Origin of the sequence: Paenibacillus sp. IHB B 3084 (genome assembly GCF_001447315.1) — a bacterium.
Taxonomy (GTDB): Bacteria; Bacillota; Bacilli; order Paenibacillales; family Paenibacillaceae; genus Paenibacillus.
In genome coordinates, this window is the sequence record NZ_CP013203.1 from 51,282 (window position 1) to 70,323 (window position 19,042).

10 protein-coding genes and 1 pseudogene are annotated in these 19,042 nt (G+C 49.7%); 2 read left to right on the plus strand and 9 right to left on the minus strand.

The window, feature by feature from the left end; genetic code table 11:
• Nucleotides 1-68: 68 nt before the first annotated feature.
• The 8 genes and pseudogenes from ASL14_RS00270 to ASL14_RS00305 all read right to left on the minus strand — a co-directional run bounded on the left by ASL14_RS00270 (nucleotide 69) and on the right by ASL14_RS00305 (nucleotide 14,662).
• Nucleotides 69-536 carry a MarR family winged helix-turn-helix transcriptional regulator gene (locus ASL14_RS00270; RefSeq protein WP_134909830.1) on the minus strand — a complete coding sequence of 156 codons (468 nt, stop codon included), beginning with the start codon at nucleotides 534-536 and terminating at the stop codon, nucleotides 69-71.
• Nucleotides 537-766: 230 nt separating this feature from the next.
• Entirely contained in the window at nucleotides 767-3,790 is a 3,024-nt protein-coding gene (locus ASL14_RS00275; protein WP_134909832.1) for a GAP1-N2 domain-containing protein, read from the minus strand.
• Nucleotides 3,787-5,052, minus strand: a complete 1,266-nt coding sequence (locus ASL14_RS00280; protein WP_134909834.1) for a TRAFAC clade GTPase domain-containing protein — start codon at nucleotides 5,050-5,052, stop codon at nucleotides 3,787-3,789. The genes ASL14_RS00275 and ASL14_RS00280 overlap by 4 nt, the downstream gene beginning before the upstream one ends.
• A gap of 16 nt (nucleotides 5,053-5,068) precedes the next feature.
• The gene (locus ASL14_RS00285; RefSeq protein ID WP_025685530.1) at nucleotides 5,069-5,722 is read right to left on the minus strand and encodes a hypothetical protein; all 654 of its coding nucleotides are present in this window, start codon (nucleotides 5,720-5,722) and stop codon (nucleotides 5,069-5,071) included.
• A 17-nt stretch (nucleotides 5,723-5,739) separates the two neighbouring features.
• On the minus strand, nucleotides 5,740-7,032 hold the full coding sequence (locus ASL14_RS00290; RefSeq protein ID WP_134909836.1) for a vWA domain-containing protein: 1,293 nt from the start codon (nucleotides 7,030-7,032) through the stop codon (nucleotides 5,740-5,742).
• 46 nt (nucleotides 7,033-7,078) lie between these two features.
• Nucleotides 7,079-9,445, minus strand: coding sequence for a transcription initiation factor TFIID (locus ASL14_RS00295; protein ID WP_134909837.1), 2,367 nt, complete (start codon nucleotides 9,443-9,445; stop codon nucleotides 7,079-7,081).
• 3 nt (nucleotides 9,446-9,448) lie between these two features.
• On the minus strand, nucleotides 9,449-12,838 hold the full coding sequence (locus ASL14_RS00300; protein WP_134909839.1) for a tubulin-like doman-containing protein: 3,390 nt from the start codon (nucleotides 12,836-12,838) through the stop codon (nucleotides 9,449-9,451).
• Between the two features lie 24 nt (nucleotides 12,839-12,862).
• Nucleotides 12,863-14,662, minus strand: a pseudogene (locus ASL14_RS00305) (vWA domain-containing protein).
• Between the two features lie 441 nt (nucleotides 14,663-15,103).
• Between ASL14_RS00305 and ASL14_RS27585 the strand changes: the two are divergent.
• Both ASL14_RS27585 and ASL14_RS27590 read left to right on the plus strand, forming a co-directional pair.
• The gene (locus ASL14_RS27585) at nucleotides 15,104-15,601 is read left to right on the plus strand and encodes a hypothetical protein (RefSeq protein WP_223264149.1); all 498 of its coding nucleotides are present in this window, start codon (nucleotides 15,104-15,106) and stop codon (nucleotides 15,599-15,601) included.
• Nucleotides 15,559-16,020: a hypothetical protein gene (locus ASL14_RS27590; RefSeq protein WP_223264150.1), complete on the plus strand. Its 462-nt coding sequence runs from the start codon at nucleotides 15,559-15,561 to the stop codon at nucleotides 16,018-16,020. Before ASL14_RS27585 ends, ASL14_RS27590 begins: the two co-directional genes overlap by 43 nt.
• A gap of 120 nt (nucleotides 16,021-16,140) precedes the next feature.
• On the opposite strand, the gene ASL14_RS00315 is transcribed toward ASL14_RS27590, so the two are convergent.
• The gene (locus tag ASL14_RS00315; protein WP_134909841.1) at nucleotides 16,141-18,888 is read right to left on the minus strand and encodes an alpha/beta hydrolase family protein; all 2,748 of its coding nucleotides are present in this window, start codon (nucleotides 18,886-18,888) and stop codon (nucleotides 16,141-16,143) included.
• Nucleotides 18,889-19,042 lie beyond the last annotated feature (154 nt).

Sequence of the window (19,042 nt, forward strand, 5' to 3'; positions counted from 1 at the left end):
CCGCCTACTCCGTTTTGATGTTCACTTTTCAAGTTCAGCTTATACAGTAATTTTCTCTATATATCCATTCAAACGCGGGCGTTCGCAGGACGGTAATCGTGAAGTATTTTTTTCAAAAGACCTCGAAGAGCCTCTAACTCCCCCACAGATAACGTTTCGCCTACCGAGCCTTTAACTTTCTCAACCGTATGCTCAGCTACCTTGTGAATTTTCAAGCCTTCCTCAGTCAAATAAATCTGCTTCATACGCGCATCTTGCGGGTGACTTTTGCGTACTGCCCAATTTTTCTTAACGATCCCGTTCACCAGGCTGGTGACGCTTGATTTATCTATAAGCAGCAGCTTTTCCAAATCCGTATTGGTCACTCCAGGTGACATTGCCAGTATATAAAGCGTCTGCGATTGCGGGGAGGTAAGCCCCAAAGGACGCAACGCCGTCTCAATCTCGCGCCGGACTGTAGTAAAAATCCATTTAATTAAATACATCGTGCTCTCTTCCTCCCAGGGAAGACAAACGGGATACACCTCACTTCCCATGTGGTTGCTAACCTCCATAATCTTTGGATTTTAATAGTTTGAATTCCAACTAATCTTAAACAGTCGCCTATCTAGTGTCAATACTTTAGTCGTTTTTAAGTACATTTTCTAGTTAAACTTATTTAAAATCTTATGTATAGCAAAAAGACGAGCCCAGTAAGGGAAGCCCGTCTCTTTGCTTGTTGGTTCATATATAATTGCTTGTACATGAGAAACCATTGGAATACGGCTTAGTCTGCGGTTTTCACTTGAACCAGCGGGTACTCTTTTCCATCCACCGTTACTGTACTGGCATCGTCTAGCTCCAGCCGTTGCCAAATGGTCAGCAGTGTGCGATAAGGATACTGCTTCAAGTCATACTCGGTTGACGCGTCAGCGTCCGTTCCGGTTCCATCGGTTGCCGTACCGCTCCCCTCTGTAGAAGTCCCTGACGTCGTGCCTGCGCCCGATTCTCCTGTCACCGTTCCGGCCAGATCAGCGCTGTTCCCCCTGGAAGTACTGCCACCGCCAGCCGTTGAACCACTGCCAGGGGTCCCCCCTGTTGTCGTACTTCCTGTTGTCGCACTGCCGGTCTTCGTGTCACCAGACTGTCCAGTGTTGGCTTTGCTAGCTGCTTCCTTGTCATTCTGTTCAATCAACGTAAAATTTTCGTATAAATGCTCCTGTTGATCCGCACCTACAATGACGAGCTTTTTAGGCTTAAACGTCGCCTGCTCCGTTGAATTTTGAAAAGCGAACAACAGCTTGACCATTTTCGTAGTCGCCTTGGTGTTAGGTACATGAGTCACAATCGCCGTAGGCTCTTCCTTTACGGGTACTGTAGGCTTCACTACAGGCTGCTGCACTGGCTTGGGTGTAGTGACAGACGCAGGCGCGGCGGTATCAGAACCGATTACTCCCGCTGCCTTCAGGCCGCCTAGCGTGCCTGCAATGACGACAAGCACGATCCCGGAAATCACCCCACCCTTGCGAAAGCGACGAAGCGTTTTGGCCAAAGACGTATCCGTCTCACGCTTTGCTGTCAGATAGAAATTTTTAAAGACAGGCTTGGCAGGCTCAAAATATTCACGCCACAGCGTTTTTTTATGCAGCCCCTCGCGTCCTTCCTTCTGGAAGAACAAAAGCAACGCACGTCGATAGGCTGGTTCAAAACCGCCTCGTGGCGTAGCGAATTCGGCATGTCCCTCCGACCAGCGGATAAAACGGTACATCGTATCGTTATCCTTCGCCCATTTGCGGATCGAGCTAACCAGTCGAGCAAAATCCAATATTCCTTCGCCCGTGCCATCGGAACGATAGAAGGCGGGCAGCAGGCGGGCAAAATGGCCCTCCGCAAGCTGCTGGGGCAGCCAGCTGTAAGCCCAGTCCTGCACCTTTTCCACTTCGCCCGGCTCCAGACCGTCTAGCACGGACGGTTCCGGGTTCTCCGTGCTAAACCAATCGTAAGCCGCAATCAAGCGCACCGCTTGTCCCTTGAGCGGGGCTGGCAGCTTCCCGACCCACTGCACCAAATCAGGACGGGTAAAGAACGGAATCTGTACGACCTGATCAGGTGAGATTTCCTTTAGCTCCACTTCGGTAAGCAAATACCGATCCGACGCTTCCTGCAAGCGTTCCGTTAACCCGGATTGCTCCAGTGGAGAGAGTTGGCCCCCCGTAGAGCTACTTTCCCATTGCTGCAACCGTTGATGAATAGCAGCCACAGCCTCTACCGGCTTTCTTTCGGCACGCAGCCTGCCCATCAATGCGGACTCAGCCAAAAGCTGAAAATCGGCATTCGCCGATACTTCAATATATCGACTGCCCCATTCATGCACGACAGCCAGCAACCCCTTCACATCCGGTGTTCTTTTCATCTGACTGTCCATGTAGGGAATGAACAGCATCTTCGTGAGCGCCGGATTACCCAGCACCTTCGTAAAATACGCCTTGCCCAATGAAGGATTTTCTTCAATCGTATGATAAATAAAAGTGACAGCTTCCGTATTTCTGGCGGTATAGGCGTTATTCAGCGAGCGGATCAAATACTCCACCAACCGATTCTCGCTGCTACGCGCGTGAACTTTATAGTAATCCTTGAAGCAGTCGACCAGACCCACGTCAGGAATATATCCATCCTTCACCCGATCAAATTCATGATCAAAAAACGACAGAAACAAGTCATTCAGCCGCATTTTACGTGGCAACGCATCGGGAGAAGACAAATAATCAGTCAAGCTTCTCAGCACGGAAATTCGCCGTTCGTTATATAGCGCCCGCTCTCCCTGCTCTATTCTGTACAGCGTAATGAGCTCGTGATAGCTGGATAGCGTCAGATCACGCCCCGCCTCCATGCCAGTCAGCATCTGCTCGGCAAATTTGAAAAAATCGTCCGGCGTCCCCCCATTCAGCAACGTACGGGTAATCCAGTCAAAATACGGCTGTCTTACCTGCTCTGCATCCACATTGAGTATCCGGCCACTGTTAGTAAGGTCAAATACAAAATCCTTTTCCACATTCCGATCACCAGGACGCAAACTGAAAGGCTCAACAAACATCAAATGAATGCCTTTTCTGCTGTGCGGCTCTTTCGCGTATGTAAGAAATCCGAGTCTGTTGCGAAATGCATAAGGCAGCGCCGCATACAACACACCCAGCAACAGCTTGGCTGAAGATGCCACCGCTTCTGAAGGAACGTTCAATGCTATATATACCTTTTTACGTCCCGTCGCGGACATCATAACTGCATATAGAATCTGCTTGAAAACTTCTTCGCCGAGCTGCAATTGAGACAGCACCGCAGACGGATCAACAGATGGAAATACGCTCCCACCCGGCAGACGCTCCAATTCCGGCAATTCCGTTCCTTGCTCAATATCGTAAGTATCGACAAAAGATGTGTTCAGCCACTGCTTGTAATCAGACGGAGATTCACCATGCCCGCCTGGAATCACATAATTGTGCGTAAAAAAGGCGCTCCGTAACCCGGTAAAATCCGCTGCCTTGTAGATACTGCGTCCCAGCACCACATCCCCGGACTCCGTCCGTACCAGATGCATGGCTTCCGGGTAGACGCTCTCCTGCTTCTCGCCACGCGCCGTTAAAGCAGCAGGCGCATCATACACACACAAGGGATGCAGCACCTTTTTAATAAAGGTAGTGTCCAGCCCCTTGGAATTGGCCACCGTATCGAAGCCTTCCGTTGAACGGAAAATACCACGCCGTTCCCGTGTGTACATCTGCTGCTGTATCAAATGAGAGGTAGAATTACTCACTGTGATTCTCTCCCCTCAATGTACTTCAGCTTGTAGAGTAGCCAAATGAAGGGCTCATCCACACGGATCGGACTAACCAGCCCTTGCAGCTTTTGATCTACTGGATTGCTGCCCAAGGCGGAAACCGCAAAATAGGCCGTATCTGTAAAATACACATCCATCGTGCCCTTGAACGGCTTATCCACCTTTTCAATGAACCGCCGAACCTCGCCATCAATGTTCGCAAACTCATCCAAATCCATATACTTTCGGTGCTCCATCGGATTAAAGATATTGCTGTTCGTCTTGATGTACGTGCCTTCTTCATCTGCCAGCGCAGTGAGCATGTCACTTTTGGTCAGAACAACGGCGGTTGGAATGTCCGTTTTCCCCTTTTCCTGATACGCAATAAAATCACCGAACATCGTAAGTACGACGTCACGCGGCTCATCATATTGCGAAACCCATTCGCCCGGCTTGTCGCCGATGTTAATCTTGATACGCTCCCGAATAGAACGGATTTGCAGCGGATCGACCATAAACAGAATACCCGCCGAATTTTTAATATGCTGCCCGTGCAGACCCAGATAGTCCTGATCGACCATCCCTTCACCGGCGACATCAAAAAACACGAGCGTCAGTGGCGGCTTTTCCTCATCCTTAAACACAAACTGGAAGATAAAAGGCTCCTGCATCTTTTCCTTCTGTGTAGAGGTCAGCAGATCCCCACGCTCAAACAACGGTTCCTCATACATCGTACGGAACTTGCGGCTGATCTCCGCATTGAGCGGCATGCAAGCCGCATCAAAATGATCGGCCGTAACATGCTGCAACGTATGAATCAGGGAGGTCATGTAGACAGATTTGCCCGCCTGCGAAGCTCCAATAATCGAAATAATATTACTCGGCACCTTACCAGCGGTCACTGGCAGTTCGTTATGGCAATGTGGACACAATCTGCGACGTGTAAGCTCGCCGTAACGATCCGTCAGACCTGTCAGTACATGATCCGAGTACAAACGATGTTCCTCAGGAACATCAAGAGGGTGAAGAATGGCTTCCATATCATGTACACTGTCCAAGCCAAAGCGCTCCCGGTATTTGTTCAGCAGCTCATCCTCGCCCAAAGCATAATCCTCGTCATCCTCACGGTGATGGGAAGCGCGGAATACAACTTCTTCCGGGGAAAATTTACTAAAGCAATAAGGGCACACAATATCATAAAATAACGGCCTTGGTGCTGCCTGTGGCTTTCTTCTGAATAAATTGCTAAGAAAACTCATCGGTTGCGGCCTCCTTTCATTCAGGGACTAATTCATATACCGTGCCATATTTCTGACCGTCCGTAAAAAACAACCGTACATATTCATCTCCGCCTACTTCCACAGCGGGCAACACATTCCGTCCCGCAGCGAACGGTGCCGTGAACGGGTACAAGGTCCCGTCCTCCCGGTCCGCCGGATAGCCACCACGCTTTTTCACATAGCAAAGCGCCTCCTGCGGAACAGGAACTTCAGCCGTCACCTGAATCTGCACCGTTTTGCGGCTGCGAAACCAGCTTTTTTTGTGGTGAACCGCATATCTGATTTTAGCTTTGCCCGTGCTCAGTTCCAGCCGGTTAGCTCCATTCTGCTGACGGATCACAAAAGTATCTCCGTCCTCCCGCACAGCCGGATACACGGTATACCGCACGCGTCCAATGCCATCGATCCGGTCGCGGTAGCTGCCAGCAGCCTTGTACTCCTCACGTGTGAAGAGCTTAAGGCTTGAAAAAGGCGGCAAGGCTTCGGCGTTTTCCTGCCCGTTCACACCCGGATCGGCTAATTGTTTCGCAATATATACCACGGCGGCTCCTTCCGGCCACTGCCAGCGAAGCACAACCCGGTTGTCGTCAATTTTGTGGCTCAGCTCCGAAATAACAGGATCACCGGGCTGTGCATCCCTATACTGCATAAGTTCCGCCTCCCGTTCTAAAATCCACTGCTGCGTCGATTACGCGGCGGCGGGCCTTCCGGTGCTCCTCTCCGGCGACCTGATGGTGCACCGGGGTTTCCTCCGCCGGAAGAACGGCGAGTATTTTCCGCAATCGGCAGCACGAGCGAGAAGACGGCGATCAGGGCCGCCAATACGAGCGCTGCCATTAAACGAATCATCAAATCACCGATGGGCGAGCCGGACAGGCCCTTTTCCAAAATAAAGCCAGCAAGCAAGCCCGCAGGAATCCCGCCAATCGCGAAATTCCGCGCCAGAAAACGGTTATCGAACATCAGTCCGAGCCCCAATCCCAGTAGGACTCCAACAATTACCAGAGCCGTTACGCGATAAATGGCAAAATACAGACTGTCCGCATACTCACCTGTTCGCTCCGTTACCAGTGTACGATCGCCGATTTTGTCATAAATTTTACCAAATGCCTGAGTAAGACCTTGTGCATTCGCTACATTGGAGTAAGTTCCACCCGTCATTTGGGCAATATTTTGCAATAATGCTATACCATCGGATTCAGCGAGCTTCAGACCGATCGTATTAATCGGAATCTGCCGGGCGATGTAAGGAGCCAATGCCGTCTGAGTATCCAGATCACTAAAGCCGTCAGACAGCATAATAACGAGAGAGCCCTTTTCTGCATTACCCTGAGTTTCAATTTCCTTGATGGTTTCATCCAAAGCAAGACCGATTTCTGTGCCGCCTGTCATTAAGGTCTGCATGCTGTCGATTTTGGCATAAACGGCTTGCTTCTCCGCATCTGTGCCAATCGGGGTAAACGGCTGAACCAACTGCGCAGTGGACTCAAAGGAAACAATGGCTACCCGCTTGTCTCCATCTATTTGGCCGATCAGACTCTTGGCGGCCGTCAGGCGTTCGTTATCGGGATCTGTTTGCTGCATACTTCCGGAATTATCAATGACGAGCACGAGGTCCTGTACGCTTTTGCGACCTTCCGGGTTCACCTGATAGCCCAGCTCCAGCAGCAGCCCTGCCACGAACAGCATCACCAGCGTAGCAGGCACCAGCAGCTTCCAGGACAGCCCGGAGTACCGCTGCCGCCATGAAGGCCCGTTCAGTTGTGGTGAAATCCATTCGCCGATAAGGCATCCCAGGCCAATACACAGCGCCATGATGCCAAAATACAGCCCAAGCACGATGATATGCGGCCAGTGGCCTATCAGTTTGTTAAGAATCAGCTCTCCAATGATGAAGCCCACTACGGCGCCCAGCAAGCCGAACAGCAGCAGGAGAACATTAAATTTACGCTGCTTCATAAGAATCATTGCTTCCTTCCATAATTAAAGTAGGATACACATGTTGCTACCGCAATTCCGGCAGCCGATCCGCGCTGATCCCGTGAAACACGAAACCATTCGCCATATATGTCTCATAATACGTCTTACCGTTACGGTAGACCATCAGATCCTCCAGATGGAAACCACCCATCAAATGAAGCTTTTCTACCCCGCTGCTGCGGCGCTCATGCACAAACCCCAGCTTGTAAATGCGCGAGGTAATATCCACATCCAGCGCATAAGGAAGAAATTCGCCTTCGTAGTCACCAAAGAAATACTTTTCCTCATACCGATGCTCATGAGTGTAATCCAGTAAACGCACGTTAATGCCGCCGTTTTCCTCCAGCGTTTGGTACAGTTTTTTAAACAGCTCATCCTTCGGAACGACCAGCCGATTTTCATAGGCAGCAGCCACATTCGCCCGCCGCAGCAATTCTTCCTCGAATGTCTGGTTAAACGGCTGTGCGCTGAGGATCAGGGTGCGGCAAGTCTGTGTGAGTCGATCCACCAGCTTTGACGGACCTCCATCCAGCAAATTGGACACAGGACCCATATGCCGTACATCAAAGAATACAGATTTGCCCCGCTTGGTCTCCAGCTCTTGCATGACATCTTCCGTCACACGCTCGTAATACTCAAACAGGTTTTGGCCCGTGTAGCTGTCAGCCTGACGGACGCTGTCCGTTGCAGCCTGATGCAGGTCACGCTCCAAATTGGCAAGCTGTACAGTAATATGTTTCGCCTGCATATGCCATTTTTCAAGAGCCAGCTCATAACGGCGAAGTAGCTCCAGATCCGTTTGAATCCGCAGCATGTGCAGCTTGTGCCCATAGACCGTCTCGGTCAGGTAACGGATAAAGCTGCGCACATTATGTTTATCCATCAGCGGTAAGCGTTGAAAAGGCTGGTCCTCCACTCGTCCGCTATACAGGGCATCCAGTTCGGCAGCGCTGACCTGCAAATCATTGGACGTATCGCGAATCAATCCCCGAATGGCGGTAAGCACATTCCCGGTCTTATTCTCATCCGTCCAGTCCGTAAGCTCGAACAAACTGATCTCAGGGTGCTCCTTGGCCGATTCGTTCACAGCCGTTTGCAGACGTAATTCTGCCTGAAAATCCCCCAACCGTTTGTGTGCGATCCGTTCACAATTATCACGGAAAAAGGCTTCACAGCCCTGTCCGAACAAGGCTTCCTCCGCCTCGCGCAGTGTCATCCGCTTTAACGAGCCGTAGCTGGCTCCGCTGGTCATGAGGGCGCTCATGTCGGTAATGGCCTCATTGCCAGGAACGAGGTCATTACGTGTACGGCCTCGCTCGGTAGCATCCAGACCGAAATAATCCAGCTTATCGCGTATATCCCATTCCTGCTCTGTTCTCATACGCGCCAGCAGCTTCACATAAAAGTGATACAGCACCGTAAGCGCAATCGACTCATTAGGGCGCTTTACCCGGGAAAATCCGGCCGACACATAGCCCTGCCGCCCGGATTCCGTCATGATGTTGTTTTTAAACGATGTATTGTTGTATCCCCCATCCTGTGACCGATAGGAATCCCCCGCCTGATAACGATTTTTAAGAAGCTGAATGTGGCAAATGATATCACAGCTCTCCCGCAGGCTATTCGGCACCGTTACACCGCGTTCGTTCTTGTCGGACAGCACATAGACGAGATCGAACAACGGCGACGGAGCATGAGATACAGGAATGGTCAGTTTGTCCTCAGTCATATGCAGTGGCGCCGTAAACGTATAATCCGGACTTTGAATATAGTCCAGCTCCCGCATAAAAGCGACTGACGCTGCGCTGCTGTAACCAAATTGGGCTGCCTGATCGCTTTCGCTGACCAAAACGTACAAATCCATCTGCACCGACTTAAAGGACTGCGCAAAAATGTATTCCGCCAACAGCGTAATCTCGGGAACCAATACATTCATGGGATCGTCGGCTGTCGTCAGGATCGACAAATGGACACGCTCGAACGAGGAATACAAGCGACCGTAATCCGCCAAGTGCCCACTAGCCCGGCGCAACGCGGCGTTAAGCTCAATCAATTGCGATTCATGTGTATAAAAAGCCTGATGCAAATCACGGCGTCCGGTTTTGTGGCTACTTTCCTCCGGTACCGCTACTGTATGGGCAATGACATCCATCGAACGGTCAACAGCGGCATGATCCTCCTGCGAGCGGATGTGGATGTACGTTACCCCCGTACTGTTATCCCACTTGGTCCGGTTGATATCTGCAATGGTGTTCATCGCCGGGCCCATACGGTCACCGATAAAAAGAAACACGGACGGGAAATGGATGCTGCTGCGTCCATCCCCGCTACCGATTAATTGATCCTCTGCGACTGCATAGTCAGCCGCATAACGTAACAGCTGCTCTCTCATACTTTACTTCAACTTTCTGCGGATATCGTTTAGTTTCCCGGACATTTGAGCGTAGAACGCATAGAGTTCCGCTCCGTTAGCCAGCTCCACCTTTTCATATTCCAATTGATTCCGGGCTTCCATGTAGGTTGCAGCCAGTTCATCCAGCTTCGCCAGCAACGGCGTAATATCCTCGGACGAAGTCAGGACAGCATCACGACGATCCGCCTTACGCATCAGAGCTGCATATTTTTTCTCTTCCAGACCACGGAAGTTCGTAAACACTTCAAACTCCACGTAATTGCGGCTCTTCATGACATTGGCAAACGGCTCCCAAGCCTCTTCCTCTTCGTCACGGTCATAGACGTACAAAGCGCCTTTCTTCGTAATCGTGTCGGTATAGAGTGCCTGAATGAACTGATCCAGCCATTTTTCCTCATCCTGATATTTGCCCAGCAAGGCTTCCAGCTCGGCAGCCTTCGCTTCAATTTGAGTATATTTCGTCAGCTCTTCACGAACCACCTGCGTTAACTCCGGTGAACGGATTAGATTTTCCTTCGCCATCTCTTCATTGATGCTGCCAAAGATGTCCTTGCTTCCCGCCTGTTCCAGCCCTTCAGCCAGCAGACGTTTTAGCTCAGACCATGCTCTCTTCACCTCACCCAGATTCGGCTTGGATTCCTGCAAACGCATATCGTAGCCTGCCAGCAGACCATTCAGATCCAGCGCACGTGAACGCAGCACAGTAAAGCGGCTGCTCGTATTCTGGTCAACATCCTTCTCACGGATCACGCCAAGTGACTTGGCACGGTCGAAGTCATTACGAATGCGGGCATTGTAAGCTTGCACACGCGAATTGACATACGTTTCGCCCCAGGATTTTTCAGGAATCGGCGACGGCAGATTCGTCCAGTTGTTTTGGCCAGTTTGCACCAGATGGCGGCCAATACCTTCACGGTCGAGAATCGTTTTTTCATAGCTTTCTTCATACACCTTGAGCGGCGTATAAACAAACAACGGCACACCATTGCGCGTATTGAGCCAGAAAATCCGGTTACGGACTTCGCTCTCTTTAATTGTAAAGTGTGATTTACCAATTGCATTATTTTGATAATTGCGAACGCCTTTCAGGATATTAGGCGACTGTACAGGTACCGAAACGAAGCCCCATGACGGGAAGTACAGGTTACCGGAGCTATTGCTCAGATGGAAAACAGGCACGGCTTCTTCATCCAGTTTGCTCGCAATATAGCGCTCCACGAATTTTTCAATGGCCTCATCCTGCCCGTATTTCATAACGAGGAAATCCTCCATCGAACGGGTAATCAGATCACCGAACTTGTCGGTCAGGAAGTTGGAGATGGAACTAATGATGTCGATATCCTGATCCTTCACCCATTGATCTGAATTTTCTAACAACTCTTGGGCAAAATCACGAATCAGATCATCACCGTCGCGATTATCCAGCAACTTGGTTACGACTTCGGAAATATCCGGCACGCTGACCAGATTCCAATAATACGTCTTGTTGCCTCTGTGATCGGACTGTTCTTCGCCGTTGATCAGCAGATCGCCATTCTTCTCGAAAATCGCGCTCAGTGCGTTCAAAATTTCAGTAAATACATTATAAATGCGGCTGTTTTCCTTATTCAGCAGATCATACAGGTCTTCATAAAATTCAATAAGCTGCTCTGTACGCTCCACATCGGCCCGAAGCCAGTATTCATTAATTTTCGCTTCGATGTAAGCATTTTTCTTTTTATCCTTGGACACGAACGCGCTCTTGGCGTCGCCCAGCTTTTCGCCCGCCTGTTCACGCGCCCATTCAATATCCGTAGGGATACGATGCAGTGATTCACGCAGCGTCTCAATGTACGAAAGCAGCATTTTCAGCAAGCTAAAGCCTTTTTCCGTATAAATCATACGGGATACATAAAACGGCCCTTGCTCGGGATGCAGGAACATCCGGCGAATTTGGTCGGTAAACTGCCCGGTAATTTCACCCGGAAGCTGCTTCTTCGCCTTGATATATTCCTCGCGGGCACGCGTCAGGAAGGTCTGCTCCAGCTCGGTATCCATATTCACAACTTGCATTTTGACTACATTGTTGTAGCTTAGTCGTTCACTGTTTTCAAAGCCCGGCAGCGGTTCAGGTACACGAGATTCAAAGTTTTTGATCATGCTGTCCAGATCGACACCCAGCTTGCGAGCGAACTTCTCGACATCCTCTTGATTCGGTGATTGCTCGAACATTTTGGACATTTTGCCAAACATCCGGTAGGCCAGGTATGTTGTCATTTCCTCCATCGGCAGTACCGCTGAGGAAGCCCCGATAATATTGTAATCGTAGTTGGCAGGATATGCCTTGTTCATTTGTGCAATATTGGTACGAATGTTGCTGATATAGTCATGAATGGCAAACTCTTCGCCTGACTGCTTTTCCTCGCTCGCCATAAAGTTGGTGATGTTCTCGGCGGTGACATTCATGCAGTAATCATAAGCGTTTTCCAGTAGCTTGCCTTCTGTATTCGTCGCTGAAATGAGATGACACAGATTAAATGGCGGCAACGGTGAATTTACGGTCAAAATGTTGCCATACTGCTGTTTGAACCGTTCACTGCGGCTGTCCACATTCATCCAGTAATCCAGCTCTTTCAGCGCAGCATAGCCGTTCTTTTTAATATATTCACGTGTATGCTCGCTTAAGCTTTTGTTCGCCAGATTAATGTCCGGCGTAAACAGATAACCGAGTGTGTTCACGCGGTCTACACCTGCGGAGCCGTAATCACGCTCAATAATCCCACGGACGATATACGAGATATCGAGGAAGGTACCGCTTCCCGTACCGCCGGACAACCCGGACAGGAGGAACACCATAAGCTTCTTATTGGTGCCTTCAGACAGGGTTTTGATTTTCTTATCAATGCTTTGCACGACTTGATTGATTTTGGTGAACAGCAGCAAACGTCCAGCCTGACGCACCCCTGCGGCCCCGTTCATGCCATCGGTAATGCTCAGCTCGGGTGATAGCCAATCCGTAATGTATGGCTCCAAAATGCTGCGGTTTTGCAGCAAGCCACCGATTTCCGCATTGGACAGCAGGACAAACTCGTTGATCGGGTCCAAGCCAATACCTTTATATTTTTTGTTACGGTCCTGTTCATTCGTTTCAAAAGCGAGAAATTCCACGTTGTCCGGCTTCTCGCTTTTTTTCTTGGAAACCGGATCTGCTGGCAGCTTGAATCTGCGGTTAATCTGATATTTCAAGCGGAGGAGGGCATCGATTCCCGTCCCTCCGAGTCCGATAATCAAAATGGGATTATCAATGGTATCAACCCTGATTTTATCGCTTACGATCCCTCCGCCGAGTGATACATCTAATTGCTGGATATGCTCTCTAACTACTGGTTTCATAGATTTGGCCTCCTAAGGGTTCGTTTAGCTGTTTACTGAAATGAATTCCAGCAAAATGGTTTTGTCCACGCTTGCCAGCGGAATCGTCAGACGATCACCGTTTTTCAGCTCAAGACCACTGCCTGTATCTACAGCGCGTCCGGATTTTTCAATCGTAATCTCCGGAGTGCTGCGCACAATGATACGGTCCTGATTGGCTGGCGTGAACACACCTTATCGGTTCCGGCAAATTCCGGTGCCAGTTGCAGCAACTGGTGCAGATTGAATTTGCCCCGGAAGGTGTTCAGCTTTTGTATTGCGGATACGTTTTTTCGCCGGTATTTTCGTCCCGAATCTCCAGAACGATTTGTCCGACAAAGCCGCGGTTGGCTTTTTTGACAGCCTTCCAGATAAAGTAAGCTGCAATCAGCAGAACGATCAGTCCCAGCCCCAACAGAATGAGGGTAGCAGTTTGGACTTCTCGGTAGGTGCTGCTGGCGCCGTCGTAGTACCGTTATTCGTGCTACTGCCCGCCGCAGCCTTGGCACTGATGGTCACAGGCTGGGTTTCACGGTAGAAGCTCTTTTCCTCTGCTCTGACGGTCAGTTCATAGTCATGCTCATCCGGTATCGTGTAGGAGCCGGTAAGGCGTCTCCCTCATTCTTCAATGGAACCTCATTCGTTGTACCAGAATCAAGGTCCTTGACCTTTAGAACTGCATTCATATTTGCATACAGTTCCTGATCCTGAAGCTGCTGGTTGTTACTCGTCAGGTAGGAACGAATTTGGACTGCGTCACCTTTTTTGTAAGCTTTGGCAGGCGGTGCATCCAGTTTCAGTTCCAAATCATAGTTGAACACCAGATTAATATCAATCTGATCCTGCTGGACTCCCTTGACCTGAAGCTTCCAGTCGCCAGCCACAGGCTTGAGCAGCTTAATCAACGAGTAGCTTTTCGACTTGGACAGCAGTACATCACTTGAAGGAATCGGCTTGGTATTGCCCGACGGGTCTATCAGTCTCGCATCCACCGGCTTGGAGGACATAATCGAAATATTAGCCTCCAGCACGCTATCGTTCGGTACAGTTACCGTAACGTCCTGATAGTTGCCGTTAGCCGTAATGGACTGCAAGGGAACAACCTTCAGCTTCAAATTGCTGGCGAAAATTTCACTCAAGATGTTCGGCAGATCATCCGCCGAGCTTGTAATAAAGGATTTACCGCCCGTTTGCTGCGCAATGTCTGCGAGCTTGTTTTTATTCAGTTTTCCGTTTGCATTCAAACCGATGGTGTAGATCGGAACGCCGCTATTTTTAGCTTCGGCCACAGCCTTTGCCATATCCTGATCGGATTGGCTTTCAGTTCTGCCCGTCGTTTTATTTAAATCGTTGTTACCATCGGCCAGCATAACGATCATAGGCGCATGTCCCGCTGTCTTGCCATCCTGCAAATACGGATCGCTTCCTTGACACCTACGGAGGTGTCAGTATACGCCCCCGGTTCAGCCCGTCAATGAACGACTTCAGTTCCTGCTTGTCCGCTTCGGACGTAATATTAAGCAAAGCCTTCTCGCGCTGTACGACATCCGTATACGCTACAATGCCGACCTTGTCGTTTTGCGTCGACAGCATATCAATGAACATTTTCATGGCTTCATTGCCAATTTTGCCTGGATCACTGGTGTTCATGGAATTACTCACATCGACGAGCAGCACCGCATCCACCTTGGAGGCGGAGGTTGAAGCGGCATTCGCCGTCTGCGGCTGCCATGCCGAAATTGAGGTCATGATCATTGTACATATGATTCCGATGACCAAAAACCATTTTCTGTCTCTACTAAACATCGCCTGTACCCCTTTGCCGATTAGTTCTCATTCTAAATTACAGTTGTACTCCCCTACTATTAATTATAATGAGTTTTACATGAGAGCTAGCTGAAAATGGTGCCCGAATAGCCTGAATACACCCAAGAAGTCTATTACACCGCAGGATTTTACCAATATCCTGCAGTAATGATATAATTATACCCCAACGAGGGCAATTGGGCACCAGCCTTCTCCTTTATACGACAAAAATGACAGAAGCGAAACCCGCCCTTGTAAAATATCGCTGTAAAATCTGAGCAGAAAGAGGAAGTACACTATGATCTCATACGGATGTTTGGCGATTTTGTTTCTTTTGTCGCCATCAAATTAATCACTTACACTATACATAAAAACGCGCTCCCTCGATTACGCAAATTAACACTGAGCTTCTAGCCCTGCTGAACCGGAGAAGTGATCGCAATGAGTAGTTCCAAGCAGCCTGTACAATTTCGTCCGTTTACCCACACCGAGCATGCGTACCAAAAGCTGCGGATCTGCAAACGATGCGGACAGTTCACTGCCCTATGGGAGAAGGAATGTACGTCATGCGGTCGCGATGCGCTGGTGCCTGTAGAGCAATATGCCAACCGCAAAGCCAAGCTTTATTTTCGCAAGGACCTTGCCTTCGGCATCGCGCTGCTGGCCGCCGCCGTCTTTTTCGGTCATTCAACCCAGCAAATGCTCCTGTGCGGTATCGTCGGCGCGCTTCTCCTGCTACCCTTGGTGCTTCTACAGCAGCGTATTCGTCCCTATGAGCAGCACAGGCAGCTTATACGCCTGTTCAGAGGCCGCATAGAACAGATTAAAGAGGGCCTGAGCATCAATCATAAAACGCGGTTGCCCTGCGACAGCTCAGCGAGCGTGTCTCCTATGAAATGCTGCGTGAGATTGCCGTACTCATTCACAACGACCGGATAAGGCTCCAACAAGTCGCCTTGCTGCAATCTTTTGTTCTCCGCAAGGATATGGAGCTAACGCTCGACCCTCTCCTGATCAAAAGCTTTGAACCGCTTATGGTCAGATATATCGGAGAGATTGCGAGATTAAATCGCGAGCTAATTAAGGATCGAACGTTCCGTTACGTCACCTTTTATGAGCGCCGCATTCTGGAAATGGCAGGAGGCGAGGATATTCTTGTCCGTGTTGCCAGCGCAGCAGTCCGTAAAAAGCGCTATGTGGTCACGCACGCCGGTTTTATTTCCAAATATGTGCGCAAACTGCCGAAGGAACGAGTCCAGCGTTTATATCATATCATTCAGGAGAATCCTTATGAACCCTTTGGCGATTTGGCCGATGAGGTCAAGATCGTATACCTGATGGAGCAGTATAAAAACTGATCTGTCCTAATGCCCTTCTATATATGACGTCATTACCATGACAAACCACTGCAATGAAGCAGCAAAAAAACCGTCAGGATCGCCAGCGCCTCCGGACGGTTTTTAGTTCTGGCTTTTGGATCAGCCTTGCAGCTTTTGCTGCGCTTGATTTATGGAAGTAAAATTAAAAGCACGTACACCCTTGCTGTCATACACGATAATATCCTTGTTCAAATACGGGTGCAGACCGTTAAAATAACCGGGCATAATCAGTCTGCGCGTGAACAGGTTTTTACCTAGCATGCGGGGAGAATTTGTCGCCACAACAAGCATTTGTTGGCTTTTGGACCACGGGGCAGGCTGGATATACGAAAGACAATACTCGCCTGCCGTAAAATCGCCGTCCAGTATATACCCTTTTTCCGTACAGGTGATCTGCAAATGGGCTTGATGCCGCTGAAGCAGCTCATGTCGGGACAAGCCCGAGGTGATACAGATCACGTTACTGTCAGCCAACTCTTCCTCCGAAATAGCATGAGAAGCCACGACAGGGTAATGAACACCGATATACGGATTCCAGGTTGCTGTGCGTGGGCTGGCCAATGCCTTCGCCGTCCGTTTTACCGCCTGCTCTTCTTCGGGTGTAGCATAGCTGGACGGAAGGACAATGTGCAGGCGCCCCATATAAACGTCGAGCACTCCCATACCATGGCCAGAAGAATTCCGACCTGCACTTTTTAACCTGAACGTTGCCGTTTCGTCATCCGTTTCTTTTCCAGAACTCCCATACGTTTCGCTCCCCCGTTCAGCAATCAATCGATATTCAGGTGAGGGGCGTTTCCGCGACTCTATTTTAACAAAGCGAAAGCGGTTATATTCTAGTAAATCCAACACGAAAACCCGCGCTCCAATACGGACATGGACAAGCTCCAATGGTACGATCTCATGTGAGAGGTGAATAATAAATTCATCAACGTGGACGGCTCTAACATCCAGTTTACCCGTTTTGCTCAATTCACCGTAAAGTTCGGCGTATTCCTCGGTTTCATCCACTTGTGTCAGCTCCAGCCAATAAGCCCGGTTATGTCTCCCCCGCTCCGTTCGGTAGGCAATACGCTGAGGTACCATCACTCTCTTCCATTGCATTAGCCAGCTCAGTACACCGTCCAAAAGCCTCAGTTCATGCGTGTCCCAATGGTTGGCCCACCGTTCCACTACTCCTTTATAATGGTCGGATGAAAGGTCGGTTTCAGGAGCCGTATAAGCTTGCGCAAACAAGTAATCCTGATCTCCAACCACATTGAATATGGGCATATTCAGTAAGTTCATCAGATGCTTCGGATGCGGTGCGCCAGCAATGACAGCAATAGCCGCAAAACGCGAAGGATACGCCTGTGCCATCGCCCAGGCAGCGTATGCGCCGTTAGAATAGCCCGTCAGATAGATTCGGTCTTCATCCACCCGGTACGCTTGCAGAATGACATCCAGCGCCTCCAGAAAAGCGGCTTCGCCAATATAACTGCCCAGCGTAACTCCACGGCACGAAAAAGTGACGAATATCGCTTCTTCCTCCCAGCCCCGTCCAAAGCCCCGTTTCTGAAAATCCGGCAGACCCAGCTCATACCGTTTGCCCGGCATCAGGACGATCAGAGGATACTGCCGATCCGCCGAATAGTTTCGGGGAAGCTGTATCGTGTAGCGTTGAAGGCTGTTGTCCAAACGGGAGACAAAAAAGCCTTCGCCAATCCCGTCAGGGCACAAAAGGATGTTATCTTCCCGAGATGGATGCTGAGGTCGTTCCGTATATGCATGTGTGAAAATCCGTTTTAGCAGCTTGATATATTCCCGCACTATGCGATAATCCCAGATTTCAAAAGGGTCTTCCGGCAAAGCCGTTAACCTTTTCAGTTCCTCCAGCAAGCCTTCTGCCTGTAAATTCCTCGCAGAGCCGGGAGCATCTATATTATAAAAATGATTATACTGGTCGTACTCTTCTTGCAAACCCTCCACAACCGCCGACAAAGGCCGCACAAGCATCGAGTACACAAAATAATGCTCTCTTGCCTCATGGTCCTGATATGTAACCGTAAAATGCAGCATTCCCGTATTCCCGGTAACTTCCTCATTCCAAACATATTGCTGCTCCTGTTCCCAAACCGCCTGAAACCGGTCCAGCAGCGTTCCCTCATCATTTGTTACCTCGACCCATAACGGCTGATCTACAGGAAGATCTATACGATCCTTGCGCAGCAAATAAAACGAGACCGGACTGTCTTCCCCCTCTCTGCCAGCGGGTTTCTCCACTTCCAGCCATGCCATATGAAAACGTATATTGCGCTCTACGAATTCCTGATGTAGTTCCTCCACATCTGGGCTGTCGCACGTCTGATTTCCACTGATCCGAATAGAGCGAGCTTCATCGGGAATAAAGGCTGCAACGACCACTACTGTATGATTACCTTCCTCCAAATACAAGCGCAAAGGACCGGATTCCGCATATACCAATATGCCGTCCACCCAAATTTGTCCTGTTCCTTCAAACGGTCTGAAAATAACTTCCTGTGCTGCCGCGCAGCGGAGATTCGAAACCAGCAAAAGCCTTTCTTGCTCAGTCAGGGGCGGAAAGACACCTAAATTCAATTCGGCGTTCCGGGGGTCCAGCTCAGTTAATAAGCGGCACGCTACCTTTCCTCCAGCCGAAAGCTCCAGTCCTTCTTCATTACAAGCCCTTTCCAAATCCCATTCCTCAGGGGTAAAATGATCAGACCATGCCCTACCCACACCGCAATTTTCCGGCAGCTTGACCGGACCGACTGCATAAGCAGACGTCAGACGAACCGGATGATCCAACAGCACAGTTGTCGCTTTTTCCAGATGCGTGAACCTCATAACATTCCCCCTCCAGGTTTTTGTTTCCTCAGAGACGTCGCGATAATATTCCGTTAACATTCATTTTAACTATATAAAGCTATTCGTTATCACCTTTGCGTACTCCTTTCTTCCTCCCAAAAAAAGAGGCTATTCTTAAAAAACAAAAAAACGA